Source organism: Allobosea sp. BK604, from assembly GCF_004341515.1.
Taxonomy (GTDB): domain Bacteria; phylum Pseudomonadota; class Alphaproteobacteria; order Rhizobiales; family Beijerinckiaceae; genus Allobosea.
Window position 1 is genome coordinate 274,657 of record NZ_SLZF01000004.1, and the last position, 22,357, is coordinate 297,013.

General features: G+C 67.1%; 16 protein-coding genes. 15 read left to right on the forward strand and 1 reads right to left on the reverse strand.

Features of this window, described 5'->3' with window-relative positions; genetic code table 11:
- Positions 1 to 72: 72 nt before the first annotated feature.
- From EV560_RS14390 to EV560_RS14465, 15 genes are all read left to right on the forward strand, one after another.
- Positions 73 to 2,985 (forward strand): flotillin family protein, encoded by a 2,913-nt coding sequence (locus EV560_RS14390; protein WP_131856468.1) that lies wholly within the window; start codon positions 73 to 75, stop codon positions 2,983 to 2,985.
- Positions 2,986 to 2,996: 11 nt separating this feature from the next.
- Complete coding sequence (locus EV560_RS14395; protein ID WP_131856469.1) at positions 2,997 to 3,434, forward strand: SRPBCC family protein; 438 nt, start codon at positions 2,997 to 2,999, stop codon at positions 3,432 to 3,434.
- Positions 3,435 to 3,437: 3 nt separating this feature from the next.
- Positions 3,438 to 3,890, forward strand: coding sequence for an SRPBCC family protein (locus EV560_RS14400; protein ID WP_131856470.1), 453 nt, complete (start codon positions 3,438 to 3,440; stop codon positions 3,888 to 3,890).
- Between the two features lies 1 nt (position 3,891).
- Entirely contained in the window at positions 3,892 to 4,713 is an 822-nt protein-coding gene (locus EV560_RS14405) for an FAD binding domain-containing protein (protein ID WP_131856471.1), read from the forward strand.
- Positions 4,714 to 4,723: 10 nt separating this feature from the next.
- Entirely contained in the window at positions 4,724 to 5,206 is a 483-nt protein-coding gene (locus tag EV560_RS14410) for a (2Fe-2S)-binding protein (protein WP_131856472.1), read from the forward strand.
- An 11-nt stretch (positions 5,207 to 5,217) separates the two neighbouring features.
- Positions 5,218 to 6,990: a xanthine dehydrogenase family protein molybdopterin-binding subunit gene (locus EV560_RS14415; RefSeq protein WP_248312046.1), complete on the forward strand. Its 1,773-nt coding sequence runs from the start codon at positions 5,218 to 5,220 to the stop codon at positions 6,988 to 6,990.
- Between the two features lies 1 nt (position 6,991).
- Entirely contained in the window at positions 6,992 to 8,035 is a 1,044-nt protein-coding gene (locus EV560_RS14420) for a xanthine dehydrogenase family protein molybdopterin-binding subunit (RefSeq protein WP_131856473.1), read from the forward strand.
- A gap of 4 nt (positions 8,036 to 8,039) precedes the next feature.
- The gene (locus tag EV560_RS14425; protein ID WP_131856474.1) at positions 8,040 to 8,924 is read left to right on the forward strand and encodes an AAA family ATPase; all 885 of its coding nucleotides are present in this window, start codon (positions 8,040 to 8,042) and stop codon (positions 8,922 to 8,924) included.
- 91 nt (positions 8,925 to 9,015) lie between these two features.
- A complete protein-coding gene (locus EV560_RS14430; RefSeq protein ID WP_131856475.1) occupies positions 9,016 to 10,128 on the forward strand; it encodes a vWA domain-containing protein in 1,113 nt (370 codons plus the stop codon).
- The gene (locus EV560_RS14435; RefSeq protein WP_131856476.1) at positions 10,125 to 11,009 is read left to right on the forward strand and encodes an amidohydrolase family protein; all 885 of its coding nucleotides are present in this window, start codon (positions 10,125 to 10,127) and stop codon (positions 11,007 to 11,009) included. Before EV560_RS14430 ends, EV560_RS14435 begins: the two co-directional genes overlap by 4 nt.
- 14 nt (positions 11,010 to 11,023) lie before the next feature.
- Entirely contained in the window at positions 11,024 to 11,872 is an 849-nt protein-coding gene (locus tag EV560_RS14440) for an MBL fold metallo-hydrolase (protein ID WP_131856477.1), read from the forward strand.
- 163 nt (positions 11,873 to 12,035) lie between these two features.
- Positions 12,036 to 13,667, forward strand: a complete 1,632-nt coding sequence (locus EV560_RS14445) for an isochorismatase family protein (protein ID WP_131856478.1) — start codon at positions 12,036 to 12,038, stop codon at positions 13,665 to 13,667.
- A gap of 405 nt (positions 13,668 to 14,072) precedes the next feature.
- A complete protein-coding gene (locus EV560_RS14455; RefSeq protein WP_165923467.1) occupies positions 14,073 to 15,605 on the forward strand; it encodes an amidohydrolase family protein in 1,533 nt (510 codons plus the stop codon).
- Positions 15,606 to 16,042: 437 nt separating this feature from the next.
- A complete protein-coding gene (locus EV560_RS36865; RefSeq protein ID WP_165923468.1) occupies positions 16,043 to 16,192 on the forward strand; it encodes a DeoR family transcriptional regulator in 150 nt (49 codons plus the stop codon).
- A 122-nt stretch (positions 16,193 to 16,314) separates the two neighbouring features.
- Positions 16,315 to 21,183, forward strand: a complete 4,869-nt coding sequence (locus tag EV560_RS14465; RefSeq protein ID WP_131856481.1) for a cadherin-like domain-containing protein — start codon at positions 16,315 to 16,317, stop codon at positions 21,181 to 21,183.
- A 148-nt stretch (positions 21,184 to 21,331) separates the two neighbouring features.
- On the opposite strand, the gene kdgD is transcribed toward EV560_RS14465, so the two are convergent.
- Positions 21,332 to 22,252: a 5-dehydro-4-deoxyglucarate dehydratase gene (kdgD, locus tag EV560_RS14470; RefSeq protein WP_131856767.1), complete on the reverse strand. Its 921-nt coding sequence runs from the start codon at positions 22,250 to 22,252 to the stop codon at positions 21,332 to 21,334.
- Between the last annotated feature and the right edge of the window lie 105 nt (positions 22,253 to 22,357).

Below are 22,357 nucleotides of genomic sequence, written 5' to 3' on the forward strand. Positions count from 1 at the left end.
GCGGCGCGCTCCTCTGGGTGAGGGCTGGGGCGGTGCGGGGCGGCCCTCGAAATTCGGCGGGAGGATGAGGACATGACGGGACAGCTGATCGGATCGCTGATCCTCTGGCTGATCGTGGCGGTGATCGTCATCGCCATCGTCGTCTATCTGGTGAACTGGCTCTATCGCCGTTCATCGAAGGAGGTCTCCTTCGTCCGGACCGGCCTGTTCGGCGAAAAGGTGGTGATCAATGGCGGCGCCTTCGTGCTGCCGATCATCCACGACGTCACGCCGGTGAACATGAACGTGCTGCAGCTCGCGGTGACGCGCGCCAGCAACGATGCGCTGATCACCCGCGACCGCATGCGCGTCGACATCGATGCCGAGTTCTATGTCCGGGTGAAACCGGAGCGCCAAGCCGTCTCGGTCGCCGCCGCCACGCTCGGCCGGCGCACGCTCCAGCCCGATCAACTCAATGCGCTCCTCTCGGGCAAGTTCATCTCGGCGCTGCGCACCGTCGCCTCCGAGATGACGATGGAGGAGATGCACGAGCAGCGCGGCACCTATGTCCAGCGCGTCAAGGACGCCGCCGCCGAGGCGCTCGACCAGAACGGGCTCGTGCTGGAATCGGTCGCGCTCACCGATCTCGACCAGACCGACCTCCAATTCTTCAACCCGTCCAACCGCTTCGACGCCGAAGGCCTGACCCGGATCATCGAGGAGATCGAGGACAAGCGGAAGCTGCGCAACGATATCGAGCAGGAGGCGATGATCCGCATCCGCACCCGCAATCTCGAAGCCGAGCGCCAGGCGCTCGACATCGAGCGCGAGAGCGAGGCGGCGCGGCTCGAGCAGCAGCGCGAGATCGAGATCAAGCGGGCGATGCAGCGCGCCGAGGTCGCCCGCGAGCGTGCCGTCCGCGATACCGAAGCCGAGCAGGCGCTGATCACCTCGCGTGAGGAGATCGAGAAGTCGCGCATCGCCAATGAGCGTGCGATCAGCGAGGCGCGGATCGCCTCCGAGAAGGAGATCCGCCAGCAGGAGATCGCCCGCACCCGTGCCGTCGAGGAAGCCGAGATCGTCGCCCGCGAGCAGGTCGAGAAGGCGCGCATCGCCAATGAGCAGGCGATCAACACCGCCCGCATCGCCTCGGAGCGCGATGTCCGGCAAAAGGAGATCGAGCGCGCCAAGGTGCTTGAGGCGGCCGAGATCGCCGCGCGCGAGGCGACCGAGAAAGCCCGCATCCTGCAGGAGACGGCAGTCAATGCCGAGCGCATCGCCCGCGAGCAGGAGGTGCGCAATCGCGAGATCGAGCGCACCCGCACGCTCGACCAGGAGGATATCGCGGCGCGCGAGGCCGTCGAGACGGCCCGTATCGGCCAGGAGGAGCGCGTCCGCGCCCTCCAGATCGCGCGCAACAAGGCACTCGACGAGGCCGAGATCTCGGCGCGCGAAGCGGTCGAGAAGGCGCGCATCGCCCAGGAGGACGTGATCACGGCCGACCGGATCGCGCTCGACCAGCGCAAGCGCCTGCTCGAGATCGAGCGGACCGAGACGGTCGAGGCCGCCGAGATTTCGGCCCGCGAGACGGTGGAGAAGGCCCGGATCAGCCAGGAGCGGATCGTCTCCGGCGAGCGCATCCGCCGTGACGAGGAAGTCCGCAATCTCGAGATCGCCCGCAACCAGGCGATCGACACCGCCGAGATCTCCGCCCGCGAGGCGACCGAGGCCGCCCGGATCACGCAGGAGAAGGTGGTCGCGGCTGAGCGCATCGCCGCCGATCTGGCGACGAAGGAATTGGAGATCAGGCGCAATGCCGATCTCGACGCTGCCGAGCTGAAACGCCGCGACAGCGTCGAGCGCCAGCGCATCGCGACCGAGCTCGGGCTGGAGAAGGAGAAGATCGACTCCAGCAAGACCCGCGAGATGCTCCAGATCGCCCAGAAGAAGGCGGTCGAGGTCGCCGAGGAGGAGCGTGCCATCGTGCTCGCCGCCAAGAAGGTCGAGCGCACCGACGCCGACAAGGTGCTGCGCCAGGCCGAGATCACGGCACGCCAGCTGGTCGAGACCGTCGACATCGCCCGCGAGCAGGCGCTGGAGGCGGTTCGGATCGAGCGCCGCCGCACGCTCGAGCAATTGGAGATCGCCCGCAGCCAGGCGCTGCAGGAGGCGCAGATTGCGTCCAACGAGGAGGTCGAGCGCGCCCGCATCTCCTCCGACCGGGGCCTGGACGAGGCCCGCGTCGGCCGCCAGCGCGAGCTGCGCAAGCTCGAGATCGAGCGCGAGCGCGAGGTCGAGGCTGCCGCCATGGACAAGGCGATCGCGCTCTATGCCAAGTCGCTGGAGGAATCGGCGGCCCAGGCCAATGCCGAGATCGCCCGCGCCAAGGCGGTCGAGGCGGAGGAGCAGGTCAAGACCGTCCGCGAGAGCGAAGGCGCCAAGCGCCGCAAGACGGTCGAGGTCCTGCTCGCGGAGAAGGCCGCCGAGGAAGCACGCATCGCCGCCGAGGCCGAAAAAGTGCGCCGGGCCGTCGATGCCGAGGCGCAGAAGCTGCTCTACGAGGCCGAGAACGTGCTCTCCGACGGCGCCCGGTACGGGCTCTTCCGGCGGAGGCTGCTCGACAAGATCGAGGGCATCGTGCGCGAGAGCGTCAAGCCGATGGAAAAGATCGAGGGCATCCGCATCCTCCATGTCGATGGGCTCGCAGGGGCCGCCAGCGGGGCAGGGGGCGCGGGTGGTGCCGCCCGCTCGCCGACCGACGAGGTAATCGAGTCGGCGCTGCGCTATCGCGTCCAGGCACCGATGATCGATCAGGTGCTCAAGGAGATCGGCATCGAGGGCGGCAATCTCGCCAGGATGGGCGGGCTGATGCGCGAGGCCTCCGACATGCAGCGCGTCGCCAAGGAGGCGCAGCCGGCGAAGCCGAAGGATGGCGGCGGCGATGGTGGCAATAGCGGTGGCGGCGAGGGCGGCGGATCGCAGTCCGGCGCCGGCAAGAAGTCGTGAGGCGCTGAACCATGGCCCGCGTCTACGCCTCAAGCGTCATCAGCGCCCCTGCCGCCAAGGTCTGGGCCCGTGTGCGCGACTTCAACGGCCTGCCCAACTGGCACCCGCGCATCGGCGAAAGCCGCATCGAGAACGGCGAACCGGCCGACAAGGTCGGCTGCATCCGCGCCTTCTCGCTGCGCAGCGGCGACCGGCTGCGCGAGCAGCTCCTCGGCCTGTCGGATTACGACATGTTCTGCACCTACTCGATCCTCGACTCGCCGATGCCGCTGACCAATTACGTGGCGACGCTGAGGCTGACGCCGATCACCGATCAGGACCGGACCTTCATCGAATGGTCGGCCGATTTCGAGTGCGCGCCGGAGCGCGAGGCCGAGCTCGTCGCCAGCATCGGCACCAACGTCTTCCAGGGCGGATTCGACGCCCTCAAGCGTGCCTTCGGGGGATGAACCATGCCCCATGTCGTTCGCAGCACCATCATCGATGCGCCGGTGGAGCGGCTCTGGTCGGTCCTGCGCGACTTCAATGGCCATGACCGATGGCATCCGATCGTGGCCCGGAGCGAGATCGAGCGGGCCAACCCGTCCGACCGGGTCGGCTGCATCAGGCGCTTCCAACTGCGCGACGGCAGCGAGCTGCGCGAGCAGCTGCTCACGCTCTCGGATCTCGAAATGACCTTCAGCTACTGCCTGCTGGAAACGCCGATCCCGCTCTTCAACTACGTGGCGCATGTGCGGCTTTTGCCGGTGACCGACGGAAATCGCAGCTTCTGGCACTGGGAGAGCCGCTTCACCACGCCGCCGGGACGCGAGCAGGAGCTCGCCCGACTCGTCGGCGACGAGGTCTACACCAACGGCATCGAGGCGGTCCGCCGGCTGCCCGAGATGGCGCGCGAGGAGGCCTGATATGCTCGATGTAAGAACCTGCGCGAGCCTTTCAGAAGCCGCCGGCATCCTCTCCGGCGACAGGCAGGCCATGCTGATCGGTGGCGGCACGCTGGTGATGCGCGATGTCAACGAGGGTCGGCTGACCGAGGGCACGCTGGTGCGCGTCACCGACCCGGCCTATCGGCAGATGAGCGTCAGCGGCGCGCGCGTCGAGCTCGGCGCCGGCGTGACCATGGCGATGGTGCTCGCCAGCCGCGAGCTCGCCTATTTGCATGCCCCGGCGCGCGGCATCGGCGGCCCGGCGATCCGGACGATGGCGACGATCGGCGGCAATCTCTTCGCCGCCACGCCCTATGGCGATTTCACCGTGGCGCTGCTCGCGCTCGATGCGCAGGTCGTGCTGCAGGCCGGCTACGGCTCCGGCCGAGCCATGCCGCTGGAGGATTTCCTGGCCGGGCGCGAGCGGGGCGGGCAGGGGCTGGTGACCGCGGTGCAGTTCTCGCGGCCGCAGAACCCGTCCGAGTTGTTCTTCCGCAAGATTGCCCGCGTCAAGCCGAAGGGCATCTCGGTCCTGTCGATCGCGGCGCATCTGCCTTCGTCGAGCGGGCGCGTGGCGCAGGCGCGTGTCGCCTATGGCGCGATGGCGCCGCTGCCGATGCGGGCGCGTGGCGTCGAGCGCGTGCTGGAAGGCAAGGCGCTCGACCAGCCTGCCATCCAGGCCGCGAAGCAGGCGGCGCTCGAAGGTTGCCGCCCGGCGACCGATGCGATCGCCAGCGAATGGTACCGGCGCGAGATCCTCCCCGTCCATCTCGGCCGGCTGCTCGCCGGCGAGCCGCGCTGAGGAGGCGCCGATGGCCAAGCTCCCCGTCCAGTTCCGGCTCAACGGCAGCGACCGCGCCACCTTCGTCGACCCGTCCAGCAACCTGCTCGATACACTCAGGCGCGGTCTCGGCGATTTCGCGCCGAAATACGGTTGCGGCCAGGGCACCTGCGGGGTCTGTACCGTGCTGGTCGATGGCGAGCCGCAGCTATCCTGCCTGACCCTCGCCGTCACCTGCGAGGGCAAGCAGATCGAGACGGCGTCGGGCATGGCCGACGGGCCAAACCTGCAGCCGCTGCAGGAGGCCTTCATGGATCATTTCGCGGCCCAGTGCGGCTTCTGCACGCCGGGCATGCTGACCGCCGCGCGGGCCCTGCTGGCGAGGAATCCCAATCCGACCCGCGACGAGGTCGTCGAGGCGATCAGCGGCAATATCTGCCGCTGCACCGGCTACGAGCCGATCATCGCCGCCATCCTCACTGCTGCGAGCGCGCCCGGCGCGCGCCGCGCCTGAAGGAGGTCGCCATGGCAACGATGGAGATGCGCAAGGAGATCTTCGCCGACGAGCGCGACGACAATCTCAATGTCATCGGCAAGGGTGTGCAGCGCCAGGACATGCCGGGCCATGTCACGGCCCGCACCCGCTTCTTCGACGATCATGCCTTCGACGGCATGCTGCATCTGAAGGTGGTGCGCAGCCCGCATCACCATGCCCGCATCCGCTCGATCGACGTCTCCGCCGCCGAGCGGGCGCCGGGAGTGAAGCGCGTGCTGCGCGGCGCCGACGTGCCCGTGAACAAGAACACGCTGCTCAGCCTGATCAATTTCGGCAAGGACGACGAGCCGACGCTCGCCGTGAGCAAGGTCAGCTACAAGGGCGAGCCGGTCGTGGCGGTGATCGCCGATAGCGAGGCGCAGGCGCTCGCCGCGCGCAAGCTGGTCCGGGTCGAATACGAGCAGCTCGCGCCCGTCTTCGATGTCGAGGAGGCGCTGAAGCCCGGTGCGCCGGTCGTCAACGAGACCTATCCCGGCAATTACTTCGAATACCACCAGCGCTTCGACCACCAGAAGCTGCGCTTCGGCGATGTCGAGCGGGCCTTCGCCCAGGCAGACATGGTGATCGAGGAACGCTACCAGATGTCGCCGATCGAGCATGCGCCGACGGAGACCAACGGCTCGATCGCGGCGCCCGAGCATAATGACCGCTATGTCGTGCATTCCTGCGCGCAGGGCCTGTTCTTCTCGCTCGGCACCACCGCGAAGATCGTCGACCTCGAATCCAACCGCTTGCATTTCATCGGCGGCACCGTCGGCGGCGGCTTCGGCGGCAAGGTCGACTCGCTGACCGAGCCTCTCGCCGTGCTCGGCGCCATGCTGACCGGCCGACCGGTCCGCTATGTGCTCGATCGCGAGGAGGAGATGCTCTACGGCTCGCCGCGCGGCGCCGAGCGCATCTATGTCAAGGACGGGCTGATGCGGGACGGGCGCATCGTCGCCCGCTCGATCCGCAGCTATTTCGACGCCGGAGCCTATACGCGGCTGTCGAGCTATGCCGCGATCAAGTGCACGGCGCATCTGCCGGGACCGTACTGGATCCCGAACGTCTCCTCCGACGTCTATGTCAGCTACACCAACCGCTGCCCCTCGACCGCGATGCGCGGCTTCGGCGTCACCGCCGTCGATTTCGCGCTGGAGGTCCAGATGGACCGCCTCGCCGAGGCGGCGAACATGGACCCGATGGAGTTCCGTATCCTCAACGCCTATCGCGACGGGGACATGAAGGCGCATCGCCGCGTCGCCAAGAACACGGCGCTGATCGAATGCGTGCAGGTCGCGGCTGACAGAGCGAACTGGCCGCTCTCGGAGCAGGCGAGGCGGGCCTCCTCGCTCGGGGGCGGGGCGGGCGAGCGCTCGCAGATCCCGGCGACGCAGCTCGACGCGCGCGGCCAGATCGGCCGGCCCGACAGCCGCAGCGGCCCGCCGACGCAGGTCCTGCCGCCCGGCACGATGCGCATTCCGTTGAGCAAGCAGCCGATCATGGACGGTGCCCGCGACGGTCGCGCCACGCCGACGCAGGTGCCGCGCTACGAGCCGCAGCCGGTCGCGCCGCCGCCCATGCCGGCTTATCAGCCGGGCTCGCAAGCCTACCAGCCGCCGCCAGCCTATGCGCCGCCACCGGCCTATCAGCCCGCGCCCAGCTACCAGCCGCCACCTGCACCGCCGGCCCCGCCGCCGGCTGCCCCGTCGCAGCATGGCGCGGTGCGGTTCTCGACGGTCTTCGGCACGAGGAGGCGCTGAGATGGCCCGTCACGAAGGCCGCGGCATGGCCTCGGTCAACTACCCGATCGGCATGAATCTCGGCGGCGATCCGAGCCAGGCGCTGATCCATTCCAACCCGGACGGCAAGTTCACCGTCGCGCTCTCGGCCATCGATCTCGGCCAGGGCATGAAGCAGGTCTCGCGCCAGATCGCGGCCGAAACGCTCGGCGTCCCCGTCGAGGACGTCTATGTCGACACGGCCGACAGCGATACCGGCCCGCATGACATGGGCTCCTTCGCCTCGCGCGGCACGCATCGCATGGGCAACGCCATCATCGTCGCGGCGCGCGAGGCGCGCGGCGTGCTGCTCGAGGCGGCGGCCGAGGAACTCGAGGTCAACGCCGCCGACCTCGTCACCGACGGGCGCGGCAACATCCATGTCCGCGGCGCGCCGTCCAAGACGATCACCGTCAAGGCGACGGCGCAGGCGGCCCAGTTCAAGCAGGGCAAGACCATTGCCGGGCGCGGCATCTTCCTGATCCCGCTCTCGGCGGTCGATGCCGAGACGGGCGAGATGAACCCCAACACCGCCTTCGCCCATGCCTGCCTCGTCGCCGACGTCATGGTCGACGACGAGACCGGCGAGGTCGAGGTGCTCAGGATGACGAGCGCTTATGAACTCGGTCGCGTCATCAATCCGCGCATGGTCGAGCAGCAGCTCGTCGGCGGGGCCTGGATGGGCATCAGCCACGCGCTCTATGAGACGCCTGAGCCTTATTATCCCAATCCCGAGCACGGCCCGCGCGACTTCAACGAGTACCTGATGCCGGGGCCCGGCGATATCGCGCCCTATCACGTCACAGTGCTGGAGCGGCCGGCACCGGATGGACCGTTCGGCGGCAAGGGGCCCGGCGAGATGTGCGCCAACCCGGTCCTGCCGGCCATCGCCAACGCCGTCTACAACGCGGTCGGCGTGCGCGTCGATGAATTGCCGATCACGCCGGAGAAGATCCTGCGTGGTATCAAGGCCAATGGCGGCGTCAAGCAGGGCCCGCGTCGCGGCGGCCCCGTGAACTGGGGGTGACGGCATGGCGCTGCGCACCACCGTCGCCGGCATATCGAGCCCGGAGGACCTCGCTGAGGCCCTGCAGGCGGCGATGTATCTCGCCGATGACGGCATCGCGACGGCGGGCTATCTCTCTCTTGCACTCGGCAAGCCGCTGCTGCTCGAAGGCGCGCCGGGCGTCGGCAAGACCGAAGCCGCCAAGGCGCTCGCCGGCATCCTTGGCCGCCAGCTGATCCGCCTGCAATGTTTCGAGGGCATCGACGCCGCGGCGGCGCTCTATGAATGGAACTACCCCCGCCAGATGCTGGCCATCCGCCAGGCGCGCGAGGGCGAGCAGATCGACATCTACCGCGACGACTTCCTGATCGAGCGGCCGATGCTGACGGTGCTGCGCCGGCCGGAATCGACCGTGCTGCTCATCGACGAGATCGACCGCTCGGATCACGAGTTCGAGGCCTTCCTGCTCGAATTCCTCTCGGATTTCTCGATCTCGATTCCCGAGCGCGGCACGTTGCGCGCGCCCGAGCGGCCGGTGGTGATCCTGACCTCGAACCGCACCCGCGAGCTGCACGAGGCGCTGCGCCGCCGCTGCGTCTACCATTACATTGCCTATCCCGAGCCGGAGCGCGAGGCGCAGATCATCATGCTGCGTTCCTCGGCCGTCGCCGAAGGCACGGCCCGGGCCGTCGTCCACGCGGTCGGGCTGCTCAGGCAGGAACCGCTCGCCAAGCCCCCGGGCGTGGCCGAGGCGGTCGACTGGGCCGAGGCGGCGACCGCGCTGGCTCAGACCGGCGCGACCTGGCCGGAGGCCTTCCGCCGCTCGCTCGGCGCCGCGATCAAGGACGAGGAAGACCTCGCCCATCTGCGCCCGCGCCTGCCGCTATTCATTCCGGGGCTGGCGGCATGAGGGGCCTACCGGAGATTTGCAGGGGATCGCGACCCCTCACCCGGCCATTCGGGCCACCTTCTCCCGCGGGGCGAGAAGGAAAGTGCGCACCATGATCGCGCCGCTCCCCGCCGCAGCCCGACCTTTCGTCGCCTTCCCGGCGCTGCTGCGCGAGCACGGCATTGCCGTCGCGCCCGAGCAGACCACCTCCTTCCTGATGGCGGTCGAACTGCTCGGCCCGCGCAGCATCGAGCATGTTCGCAGGGCCGCCGTCGCGACGCTGGCGCCCCATCCCGAGCAGCGAGCGCGCTTCGATGCGCTGTTCGACATGCATTTCCTCGGCGCGCTGGCCGAGCCCGGCGATGAGGATTTCGCGCCCGACGAGGAGATGTCGGTCCAGGAGGATTCCGGCTCGCGCGAGATCCTGATCGGCGAGGAGGTCAACGAGACCGGCCAGGCCGCGACCGGCTCCGAGGCGCTGTCGGTGCGCCGGCTCAGGACGATCGATGACAGTGACGCCCTGCGCCGTTTCGGCCGGGCGCTTCCCGCCGCGCTGCCGCGCCGGCGCGGCTATCGCCACCGCACCGCTCGGCGCGGCCCGATGGTCGATCTTGCCCGCAGCATGCGCGACGCCATTCGCCACGATGGCGAGGTGATGAGCCTGAAGCGGCTCCGGCGCGTGACACGCCCGCGGCCGATCCTGCTCTTGATCGACGTTTCCGGCTCGATGAAGCAGCGCAGCGATGCCAATCTCGCGCTCGCCCACACCATCGTCCAGGCCGTGCCGCGCGTCGAGGTCTTCACCTTCGGCACCAGGCTCAGCCGTGTCACGCGGGCGCTGCGCCGGCGCCGGCGCGAGCAGGCGCTGGAAGACGCGTCCGGCCTCGTCGCCGACTGGGATGGCGGCACCCGCATCGGCGACGCGCTGCAGGCCTTTCTCGCCGTGCCGCGTTTCGCCTCCTATGCGCGCGGCGCCATCGTCATCGTGCTCTCGGATGGGCTCGAGCGCGGCGACCCGGCAACGCTCGTCACGGCCGTCGCGCGCCTCGCGGCACGGGCCTATCGCATCGACTGGCTCACCCCGCTCGCGGCCGATCCCGCCTATCGGCCCGAGACCGAGGCGCTCCGGCTGATCGCGCCCCGGCTCGCCAGTCTCAGCGATGGCGGCAGCACGGCGCGCATCTGCCGCCACATCCTCTCGCTTGGAGGCACGCAGGCCGCATGACCGCTATCGTCGATGCTCATTTCCATATCTGGCGGCAGGCCGATCTGCCCTGGCTGCTCGGTCCGATGCAGCCGCGCATCTTTGGCCCCTACGAACCGATCCGCCGCGACTATCCGGTCGAGGAATATCTCGCAGATTGCCGGCCGAACGGCATCACGGAAGCGGTCTATGTCCAGGCCAACTGGGCCCCAGTGCGCTATCTCGACGAGGTCGCCTATGTCTCGCAGGCCTCGGAGGAGACCGGCTTTCCGATCGCCATCGTCGCCTATGCCGACATGCTGGCGGGCGATGTCCGCCCGCAGCTCGACGAGCTCGCGCTGAACGGCCGTGTTCGTGGCGTGCGCATGCAACTGCACTGGCACGAGAACACGCTCTATCGCTTTGCAGGCGGACCCGACCTCGCACGCGACCCGGTGCTCACAGCCAATGTCGGGCGGCTCGCGGAATACGGCTTCAGCTTCGATCTCCAGGTCTTCGCCGGCCAGATGGCGGGCGCGGCCGAGCTGGCGGCCGCCTGCCCGGACGTGACCTTCGTGCTCCAGCATGCCGGCATGCTGGAAGATCTCTCGCCCGAGGGCATCGCCGCATGGCGCGACGGCATGGCCGTGCTCGCGGAACAGCCGAACATCACCAGCAAGCTCTCCGGCCTCGGCACCTTCCTGCGCCGCAACGATGCCGAGCACATTGCCTTCATCGCGGCGCAGACTCTGACCCTGTTCGGGGCCGAACGCTGCCTGTTCGGCTCCAATTTCCCGATCGAGAAGCTCTGGACCAGCTATGCCGAGCTGATCGGCGCGCATCGCGCCGCCGTGCCCGAGGGCGTGCATGCGGCCGTGTTCAACGAAACCGCGAGGCGGGTCTACCGCCTCGGACAAGAGTGACTGGGAGGACGTTCATGGCACTGGAAATCAAGGTTCTCGACTATGGCGACATCGAGCTCGAGTCGAGCTTCCTGGTGCTGGGACGCGATTGCGGCCGCACGCGCCGCGTGCCGACCTATGGCTTCCTGATCCTCGGTGGTCCCTGGCCGGTCGTGGTCGATACCGGCTACCGCCATAACCAGATCATGGAGAGCCTCGGCATGCGCGGCCTCCAGTTCCACGAGAACATGATCGAGAACCAGCTCGCCAAATACGGCGTGCGGATGGGCGACGTGCGCTATGTGGCGCATACCCATCTCCATATCGACCATGCCGGGAAGGACGAGCTCTTCCCGATGAACACCACGGTGATCGTCAACCGCCGCGAGCTCGAATACTCGGTTTCCGGGCTGATGCACCCGCAATATCCGGCCCCGGATATCAAGCACCTGATCGACCGGCTGCATACGCGCGACGCGCTGCGCTTCGAGGATCTCGAGCTCTCGGGGATGATCGAACTCTTCCCCGGCTGCTATCTCGAGGCCGCCGGCGCCCATACCGAGGGGTCGATGAACGTGCATGTCGACACGATCGAGGGCCGCGCCATCATTTGCGGCGACGTGATCTACGATTTCAACGACCAGATCGTCACGCCCTTCCACGAGCTGCACGCCAACGAGCCGCGCACCACCGGCAATCACGGCGTCTCCAAGCGCGAGGAGAAGGCGGCGATCAAGAAGCTGCTCTCGGTCGGCAAATTCCTGCTGCCAGTGCATGACAAGCCGGCGAAGATCGCCCATGGCCAGGTCGTCGGCCGGATGGACATGGCGATCCCCGGCCCGGTGGTGCAGTCGCTGCCGGCGCGCAACTGGTTCGCGGCGTGACGCAGATGAACGCGACAGGCCGTCATTGCGAGCGCAGCGAAGCAATCCAGGGGCGGCAGCGCTCCACGTCTCCCTCGATTGCTTCGTCGCTGACGCTCCTCGCAATGACGGTAAGGCCGCGCTGCGCCGATATCGCGCCCGCTCACCTTGCCACGGTGTTCCCATGACCACGCACGTCGCCGTCCGTCCCGCCTTCGCCGAACTGATCGACCTGTGGGTTCCGGTGCGCCAGCTCGGCACCGGTTTCGCCTTCTCGGAGGGGCCGATCTGGCATCCGCGCGAGCATCACCTGCTGTTCTCGGACATGCCAGGCGATGTCCGCCGCCGCTGGGACAGGAGCGGCGTGCGCGAGGTCATGCGGCCGGCGAACAAGTGCAACGGCATGACCTACGATGCCGAGCTGAATCTGATCGTCTGCGAACACGCCACCTCGACCCTGGTGCGCGAGCGGCCGGACGGAAGGCGCGAGGTGCTGGCCTCGCATTTCGAGGGCATGGAGCTGAACAGCCCCAACGATGTCTGCGTGAAGTCGGACGGGGCGATCTATTTCTCCGATCCCTGGTACGGGCGCATGCCGGTCTATGGCGTCGAGCGGCCGCGGCAGCTCGGTTTCCAGGGCGTCTACCGCATTCCGCCGGGAGGCGGCGCGCCTGAGCTGCTGGTCGACCGCTATCTCTTCGACCAGCCGAACGGCCTGTGCTTCTGTCCGACGGAGGACCGCCTCTTCGTCAACGACACGGTCCAATGCAATATTCGCGTCTTCGACATACGCCCGGACGGCAGGCTCGGTCCCGGCCGCGTCTTCGCCTCCGGCATCGTCTCGGCCGATGAACCGGGCGTGCCGGACGGGATGAAATGCGACGCGCAGGGCAATCTCTGGGTCTGCGGCCCCGGCGGTGTCTGGGTCTACACGATTGGGGGCGAGCTGATCGGCAAGCTGCGCGTACCCGAGCTCGTCGGCAACCTCACCTGGGGCGGGCCGGACTGGCGCACGCTTTTCCTGACAGCGACGCATTCGCTTTACGCTGTCGATACCAAGGTCGGTCCGCGGCTTGAGCCGTACATGAAGGCCGGCAACGGCGCTGCCGCTCGCTCGGGCGACGGGGGCGGGGGCTCGGACCGGCCGGTCAGCGGCGTCACGGCCGCGGTCTCCGTGCCGGCGAATGGCGTCAAGAAGGCGGCGCCGGGCTATCGGCTCGACCCGTCACGCTGCGCGCTGATCATCCAGGACATGCAGAACGACGTGGTGATGGAGGGCGGTGCCTTCGCCTCCTCGGGCTCGCCGGCGCATTGCAGGGAGCAGAACGCCATCGCCAACGCGGCGCGGCTGGCACAAGCGGCGCGCTCACGCGGCATCCCGGTGATCCATGTCTGGTTCGTCGTCGAGCCCGGCGCGCCCGGCGTCACCATGAACGCGCCGCTCTTCGAGGGGCTGGCCGATGCCAAGGCTCTGGTGCGCGGCACCTGGGGTTCGGCCGCCGTGCCGGGGCTCGAGGCGCAGACCGGCGACCATGTCGTCGAGAAGCAGCGCATGAGCGGTTGGGAGGGCACGCGGCTGGAGACGGTGCTGAGGGCACTCGGCCGCGACGTCGTCATCGTCACTGGCGCCTGGACCAACATGTCGATCGAGCACACTGCCCGCACCGGCGCCGACAAGGGCTATTTCATGCTCGTGCCGGAGGATGCCTGCTCGACCATGAACGCCGAATGGCACACCGCCTCGGTCAATTACGCGTTGCAGAATGTCTGCGTCGTGACCGATGTCGACGCGGTGATCGCCGCCGTCGATTCATGACCATCCCGGTGGAGGATCCAGCGCTAAATCATTGATAGAGAACGCGTGATCCGATTCGATCGCCTCGCGATCAGATCGGCGCGTGCTCCAGAGACGGTTAGCCCTCTGCTTCCTGACGATGCCGTCATAGCCAGTGCAGCGGCAGAGATTGCCCTCGAACTCCTCCTGGATCGTCGCTTTGGCGCAAGCGCGCTTGCAGGCCGATCGCGGCCGCCGTGGCCGAACGCGCGCCGAAGAGTCTGAGCGCCAGCCGGTGCGCGGTCCGGGGGAAATTTTGAGACAGCCTATGGAATGGTGCGGTAATCGCTCGCAGTCTCACGCGAGCGCGGACTTGCTGGATTCGGTCGTCGATTGTCCCGGACCGAAGAACGTCGCCATGGGCCTCGGCGAGGCAAGGGGGATAGTTTGACGACGACCACGCAGCTTATCTCAGGCGGCCGGGTGCTGGATCTGGCTGGCGATGTCGACCAGCCCCCTGTCGCGGATGTCCTGATCGAGAATGGCCGGATCGCCGCTGTCGGCGCGGCCGCAGCCGAGCGGTCGGTTCGCGAGGCGGGCATCAAGCGGATCGACGCGACGGGCAAGCTTGTCATTCCCGGGCTGGTCAACGCTCACTACCACTCGCACGACGTGCTGCTGCGAGGCTGCTACGAGCAGATCCCGATGGATATCTGGGGTTTCTACAGCTTCCCGGCGAATTACAGCCGCAGGAGCAAGGAGGATATTCGCCTTCGGACCGTGCTGGGCGCGGTCGAGTGCCTGAGCAATGGCATCACGACGCTGCAGGACATGGTGACGATCGTCGGTCCGGACCGCGAGCATGTTGACGCGGTCCGAGAGGCCTACGAGGCTTGCGGCGCGCGCGTGGTGCTCGGGCTGCAGATCTCGGATCGCGCCGCCGTCGATGCCGTTCCGTTCTGGCGCGACATGCCCGACGACGTCGTCAGCCAGCTGCCTGGCGCTGCCGACCCCTCGAAGCTGCAGGCCCTGATCGAAGACCTCGTCGAGGAAGGCGGCACGGAACGCCTGAACTGGGCGCTCGCGCCCTCAGCGCCGCAGCGCTGCTCGGACGAGTTGCTGGCCTGGGTCGCCGGCCTTTCGGAGCGGCGGCAGCTTCAGGTCTTCACCCATCTCTACGAGGCGCGCTCGCAGGCGGTACTGGCGCGTCTCGCCTATCCGGAGGGCTCGCTGCTCGCCCATCTCGACCGGTTCGACCTGATTGGCCCGCGCCTGACGATCGCGCATGGTGTCTGGATCGCGCCGGACGAGATCGATCGCTTCGGGGCCGCCGGGGCGAGTCTCGTCTGCAATCCGATGAGCAATATGAAGCTGCTCAATGGCTTCGCGCCGGTTGTTCACTATGGCCGGGCAGGCGCGACCATGGGGCTGGGCTGCGATAATTGCAGCTGCAGCGACGCCCAGAACCTGTTCCAGTCGATGAAGATGTTCGCGTTGATGTGGGGCTTCCAGACCGCGGCGGGCGAGGGGGATGCCGCTCGCGAAGCCTTCCGGGCGGCAACCCTTGGCGGCGCCAAGGCGATCGGCCTCGAAGGCGAAGTTGGAGCGATCCGGCCAGGCTATCGCGCCGATATCGTGCTGCTCGATTTGGATATGCCGAGCTACCGGCCGTTGAACAGCGCCATCCGCCAGATCGTCTATGGCGAGACCGGCACAGGCGTCCATACCGTGATTGTCGGCGGGGACATCGTCGTCGAGGACCGCCGCCATGTTGCCTTTGCGAATGAGCAGCTCAAGGCCGAGGCAGAGGCGGCTCTCGGCCGGCTCAAGGACGAGATCGCTGGGGTGAACGAACGCAACGAGCGCATGCTGCCGCAGCTCCTCGACGCCTATGAGAAGGCCAATCGATACCCGCTGCCGCTCGACCGATTCTCGGTTCGCGGTGGTGAGCCTTCTTCGGGGAAAGGCAGCCGGTCCTAGATGGCTGGTCGGGCTGGCCATCTGCCAGCGCGCAGGAGGACGCGGGCGGCCTCCGGATGTCTGGCGTGCACGCGATGAGCCCGCCGGCAACTGTCCGCCAGTGCCGCGACATTCATATGAAGGTCAAATGAATATTTTCGGCGGTTTTAAAGCTCAATCGCTCATGGTCTGACGAGTCGCTGAGCCTTGCCGTAACCGGGCGATTTCCCGCGGAGCCATTCCCGGCCGCCGAAGCATCAATAGATTTGAACCGGCTCAGTATTATACTGGTTTAGAGAATATTTTTGCCGGCATCACAATGCATTCAGCACGGCGACCTCGCTTGTCTGCACCGTATCCCGGGACGTTTGCGCTAAAAATTCTTGCACACCGTTAACTGTCGCACGGACGTCATGCGTCAACGGTATTAAGTTCATATGAACTACTGTATCGCTCATATGAACATCGCTGTCGAGTTTGACCCGCGGCAGGCGACCCTGGCCAGGATGGTGCGCGGTCGTGGCTTCATCAGCGCGAGGGAGCCGGCCGCGCCTTTCGACTTCGCTACTCGGACGGTCCGCCGCGACCTCCGCGTGCTCAGGTCGTAGCCCAACGAGAAGGGCTGCGCCCTCTCGGGCACGGCTCACAGTCAAGACCCTGTCCTTCACACATGCCCGCGGCACACCCGCCGCCGGGAACGATCGACTATTGCCAGTTTCGGAGATGAGCCATGGCTGACACGCCCGTTCTTTATGCCCATCGCGGCACCAATCCCTATACCGACAACGAGATGGACTCCTACAAGTGGGCGTTCAAATACGGGGCGGACTTCGTCGAGACCGACTTCCGCCTGACCAAGGACGGTGCGCTGGTCAGCTACCACGACGACCTGCCCGGCGGCATCGCGAACATGACCCTGGCGGAAGTGCGCGCGGCGGTGCCGGGCATCGTCACCCTCGAAGAGCTGATCGAGGTGACGAAGGACATGGAGATCGAGACCGGCCGCAAGCTCGGCATCCTGATCGAGACCAAGAGCTCCGGCCGCGCGACCTATGAGGCGATGCTCTCGCAACTCGTCGCGCACGACTTCGCCGATCCGGAGCGGATCGTCTTCCAGACCTTCGCCACGGACCATGAGGTTCTCCGCGACCTGATGGATAACAAGTACCATGTCGATTTCCCGCTGGTCTGGCTGACCGACGGGCTCTCTCCCGAAAGCATCGCCAACGCGACGAACCCGAACGGCTCGATGGGCGAGCTGGATGCGCTCGCGCCGCAAATGGGCCTGATCACCAAGGAGCAGGTCGCGGCGGCGCATGCTGCCGGCCTCGAGGTCAACGGCTGGACCGTCGCCGGAACGCTTGCCGATGTGCAGAACGCGCTCAACCTCGGCGTCGACGGCATCATCAACGACAATACCCAGCTCTCCCGCCCGGCTCTCGAGAAGCTCCTAAACAATGCCGATGTCGCCTATGGCAGCGACCAATGGGACGTGATGGATGGCGGCACCGGCAACGACGTCGTCTATGCCATGTCGGGCGACGACATCGTCCGCGCCGGCGCCGGCAACGACGTGCTCTATGGTGACGGCGGCAACGACCTGCTCTTCGGGGCGGTCGGCAACGACGAACTCATCGGCGGCGGCGGCAACGACTTCCTCTCCGGCGGTCAGGGCAGCGACGTGCTCCGGGGCGGTGCCGGCAACGACGTCATCGTCGCGACCAGCGACGAGGTGGTCTTCCGCGCCGGCGACGGCATCGATCTGGTCTCGCTCGACGCCACCAGCAAGATCCGCTTCGAAGGCATCGCGTCGACCGGCATCTCCGTCATCCGTGACGGCAACAACCTGATCATCCGCTCAGGCAGCGACGCGCTCGTCCTGTTCGGTGGCGCCGATGCGGCTCATCTGCCTGCCTCGATCACGACTGCGGACGGGATGACGATCACCGGCGCCGGGCTCGCGGCGCTTGCCGTGGACGGACACGATGCCGAGGTCGCGGCCGTGCTGCCGGGCCTCGAGGACGTGCTCGATACCGCGCCGACCTTCGACTCCCCCTCGACGATTCCGGTCGGCACCGATCTCGTCACCGAGGGCGATTTCGGCAATGGCGCCCTCGCGCACCAGATCTCCGACACCGAGACCGGCGCGATCTATCGCCTCAGCTTCTCGCTGGCCGACCTGCCGACCGGCGATGACGGCGTGCGCGTGCTCTGGAATGGCCAGGTGGTCTATGAGGGCATCCCCTCAAGCGCCGGCAGCAACCTGCATGTCATCGTCACCGGCGGTACCGGCGACGGCTCGAACATGCTCAAGTTCGAGAGCGCCGGTTCGACTTTCGGTGCCACGCTCGACGACGTGCATTTCGTGAAGGTTGCCGACCAGGCGCTGCCGGTACCGGACAACGAGGCGCCGACGGCCACGGCCAGCGAGCACCTCATCAGCCAGGACATCCCCTATTTCGGCAAGGTCGAGGCCAGCGACGTCAATGGCGACGTGCTGAGCTATATCCTCGGCGACGGCCCGGCCCATGGCACGCTCGTCTTCAATGCTGATGGCACCTACAAGTACACGCCGGCTGCAGGCTTCCTCGGCGCCGATGGCTTCACCTTCCTGGTGAATGACGGGCATGGCGGCATCGTCGAGTCCACCGTCAGCCTCACCGTCGGCGAAGGCATCGTTCTCGGCACCGACCTCATCATCAATGGCAGCTTCGAGGACATCAGCGAATCCTCCGGCAACAATGGTCCGAGCGACTGGGGCTACCGGAACCAGGACGGCCAGATCCTCGGCTGGACCAACACGGCCAACAAGCGCATCGAGCAGCATTGGGACCATTACGGCGGCGTCAACGCCAAGGATGGCCGGATGTGGATCGACATGGACCATTCGCAGACGGGAACCAAGCCCGACCTGATTGGCCAGTCGATCGCCCATGTCGAAGCCGGCGCGACCTATCGGATCTCGTTCTCGCTGTCGGACTCGGACAATATCAGGACCGATGACGGCGTGCGTGTGTTCTGGAATGGCGAGGTCATCTTCGACGGTATCCCGCCGCAGACCAGCGCGAGCTGGACGACCTACACCTTCGACGTGGTCGGCGGTTCCGGCGACGGCTCGAACCGGCTGGCCTTCATGGATACCGGCGTCTCGGATTCCTGGGGTGCCGGCGCGGCGCTCGACGACGTGCATTTCGTCAAGATCGCCAACCCGGTAACCAACACAGCACCTGTCGCTGCCGACGATCATGGCTTCATCACGGATGCCGGCGCCGTCCTGACCCTCACTGCGGCCGATCTTCTCGCCAACGACAGCGATGCGGATGGCGACACGCTCTTCGTCCAGTCGGTCGCGGCGGGTGTCGGCGGCTCGGTGACCCTGGACGGTCAAGGCAATGTGGTCTTCACGCCGGCCGCGGGCTTCTCGGGTAACGCGTCCTTCAGCTACACCGTGTCCGACGGCAAGGGTGGCACGGATACGGCGACGCTGAGCCTGACCGTCAAGGCGCCGCCGGTGGTGGACGTGCCTGTCGGCACCGACCTGATCGTCAACGGCAGCTTCGAGGATATCAGCCAATCCGCCGATTATAACGGCGGCAGCGACTGGGGTTACCGCAACAACGACAAGGCCATTGTCGGCTGGACGAACGTCAACCGCATCGAGCAGCACCTGGACCATTACGGCGGCGTCACCGCCAAGGACGGTACCTTCTGGATCGACCTGGACAGCTCCGGCCAGAAGGGCAGGAACCAGCTCGGGCAGAACATCGAGCATGTCGAAACCGGCGCGACCTACAAGGTGAGCTTCTCGCTCTCCGACTCCGACAACGTCCGGAACGATGACGGCGTGAAGGTGCTCTGGAACGGCGAGGTGATCTTCGAGGGCATGCCGCCGCAGACCAGCGCCAGCTGGACGACCTACAGCTTCGACGTGGTCGGTGGGTCCGGCAACGGCTCGAACCGGCTCGAGTTCGTCGATACCGGCGTCTCGGACTCCTGGGGAGCGGGCGTGGCGCTGGACGATGTCCATTTCGTCAAGACGGCCGATGCCGCGCCGGCCAACACCGCTCCGGTCGCCGCCGACGATACCGGCCTCGGCACGGACTATGGCACGGCGCTGACCATCACCGCGGCGGCGTTGCTGGCCAATGACAGCGATGCCGATGCGGATACGCTGACCATCCAGTCCGTCACGGCCGGCATCGGCGGTACGGTGGCGCTGGACGATGACGGCAACGTCGTCTTCACCCCGGCCGCGGGTTTCTCGGGCGATGCGTCGTTCAGCTACACCGTCACCGACGGCAAGGGCGGCACGGCGACGGCGCACGTCGCGCTGACGGTCGCCGAGCAGACCGGTATCGGCACGCCCGGCGATGACGTCCTGACTGGCACGGCCGGAAACGACACCATCCTCGCGGGTCTGGGCGATGACGAGGTCTCGGCAGGCGCCGGCAACGACACGATCGATGGCGGCGAGGGCGACGACACGCTCTCCGGCGATGACGGCAACGATGTGCTGAAGGGCGGCATCGGCGACGACGCGCTTATCGGTGGCGCCGGCAGCGACACCCTCTTCGGCGGCGAAGGCGACGATGCTCTCGACGGTGGTGACGGAATCGACACGGCCAATTACGCCGATGACAGTGCCGGCATCGTTGTCGACCTTTCGGCCGGTACGGCCGAGGGCGACGGCATCGGCTATGACGAACTCGCCGGCATCGAGGCCGTCATCGGCGGCGCCGGCAACGACCAGATCACCGGCGACGACCTCGCCAACACGCTCGATGGCGCGGCCGGTAACGACACGCTGAACGGCGGCGCGGGTGACGACCTCATCCTCGCCGGCGCCGGCAACGACACGATCGATGGTGGCGCCGGCTTCGACACGCTCGACCTCTCCGGTGCGACGGGGCCGATCTCGGTCGACTTCATCCGCGGCATGGTCTCGGGTGAGGGCATCGGCACCGACAGCTTCAGCAATATCGAGAAGCTGCTCTTCGGTGCAGGTGACGACGTCGTCAATGGCGGCAACGGCAACGAGACCTTCGATGGCGGCGCCGGCAACGACACGCTGAAGGGCGGCGCCGGCGACGACGCTCTCTCGGGCGGCGATGGCGACGACCTGCTCGATGGCGGCTCGGGCAACGACCATGTCGATGGCGGCGCCGGCATCGACACGATCAAGGCCGGTTCTGGCGACGATACGATCGAGGCAGGTGCGGGCGACGACAATGTCGACGCGGGCTCCGGCAACGACATCGTGTCAGCCGGCGCGGGCAACGATGTGGTCGATGCCGGTTCGGGCGACGACCGGATCGCGGGCGGCGCGGGTGACGACGCCCTGACCGGCGGCTCGGGCCATGACGTCTTCGTCTTCGCCTCGGGCTTCGGCAAGGACATGATCGCCGACTTCAAGACGACGGGCTCGAGCGCGGACGTGCTGGAATTCGCAAGCGATGTCTTCGCCGATTTCGACGCGGCGATCGCGACAGCCCATCAGCAGGACGCGGACACCGTCTTCACGATTGATGCCGACACCTCGCTGACGCTGAAGAACGTCCAGCTCGCAGCCCTCCACGCCGACGATTTCCACTTCGTCTGAGCGTCACGGCCACGACCAAGCGAAAGGGCGCCCGCGAGGGCGCTCTTTCCGATTCTGCTTGTGCCTGCTGACGCCGCCTCTTTGGCCGATCAGGCGCACAATGCCCCAGATCGTGAAATCTGTTGTAGCTGGCTAATTACCGGCTGGATCAGGCCGGCTTGCCGTCGAAGGCCTGATTGAGCAGGCGCTCGAGATCGTCATGCTCGGCCGGGGTCAGGTCGGTCAGCGGCGAGCGGACAGGGCCGGGGTCCTGGCCCATGATGCGCATGCCGGCCTTGACGATCGAGACGGCATAACCGCGGCCGCGATTGCGGATCTGAAGGTAGGGATAGAAGAAGCGGGTGAGCATGTCGTCGATGACGGGTTTGTCGCCCGCCGTGATCGCCTTGTAGAAGCGCAGGGCCGCCTGCGGGATGAAATTGTAGACCGCGGAGGAATAGGTCGTGACGCCCGCAGCGTAATAGGGCGCGGCATAGACTTCGGCCGTCGGCATGCCGCCGACATAGGTCAGCCGGTCGCCGACCAGCGTGGTGATCTTCTGCACCAGCTCGATATCGCCATGGCCATCCTTGAACCCGATCAGGTTGGGGCAGGCCTTGGTCAGCGCGATCAGCGTCTCCGGGCTGATGATGGCATTGTCGCGGTTGTAGACGATGACGCCGATGGCCACGGCATCGCAGACCGCCTTCACATGGGCGAAAAGCCCGGTTTGCTCGGCATAGATGAGATAATGCGGCAGCAGCAGGATGCCGTCCGCGCCGGCGGCCTCGGCGGCCTTGGCGAGTTGTACCGCCATGCGCGTGCCATAACCGCAGCCGGCTATGATCGGCACCTTGCGGTCAGCCGCCTCGACCGCAGCGCGGACGATCGACGGGTACTCGTCGAGGCCGAGCGAGAAGAACTCGCCGGTGCCGCCGGCGGCGAAAAGCGCGGCCGGGCCATGGCTCGCAGCGCGCTCTATCGAGGCACGGTAGGGCGCGGCGTCGAATTCGCCATGCTTGTCGAAATAGGTGACGGGGAAGGAGAGCAGGCCCTGGCCGACGCGCGCCTTGAGCGCTTCGCGATCCATCGCGGCCGGCGGGCGCGCGGCGGCCCGGACCGGGGCGGAGATCGTGTTGGTTTCGGACAATGGAGCCTCCGTCATCGCTGCGCCGGCCGACGCCTTATCCATGCG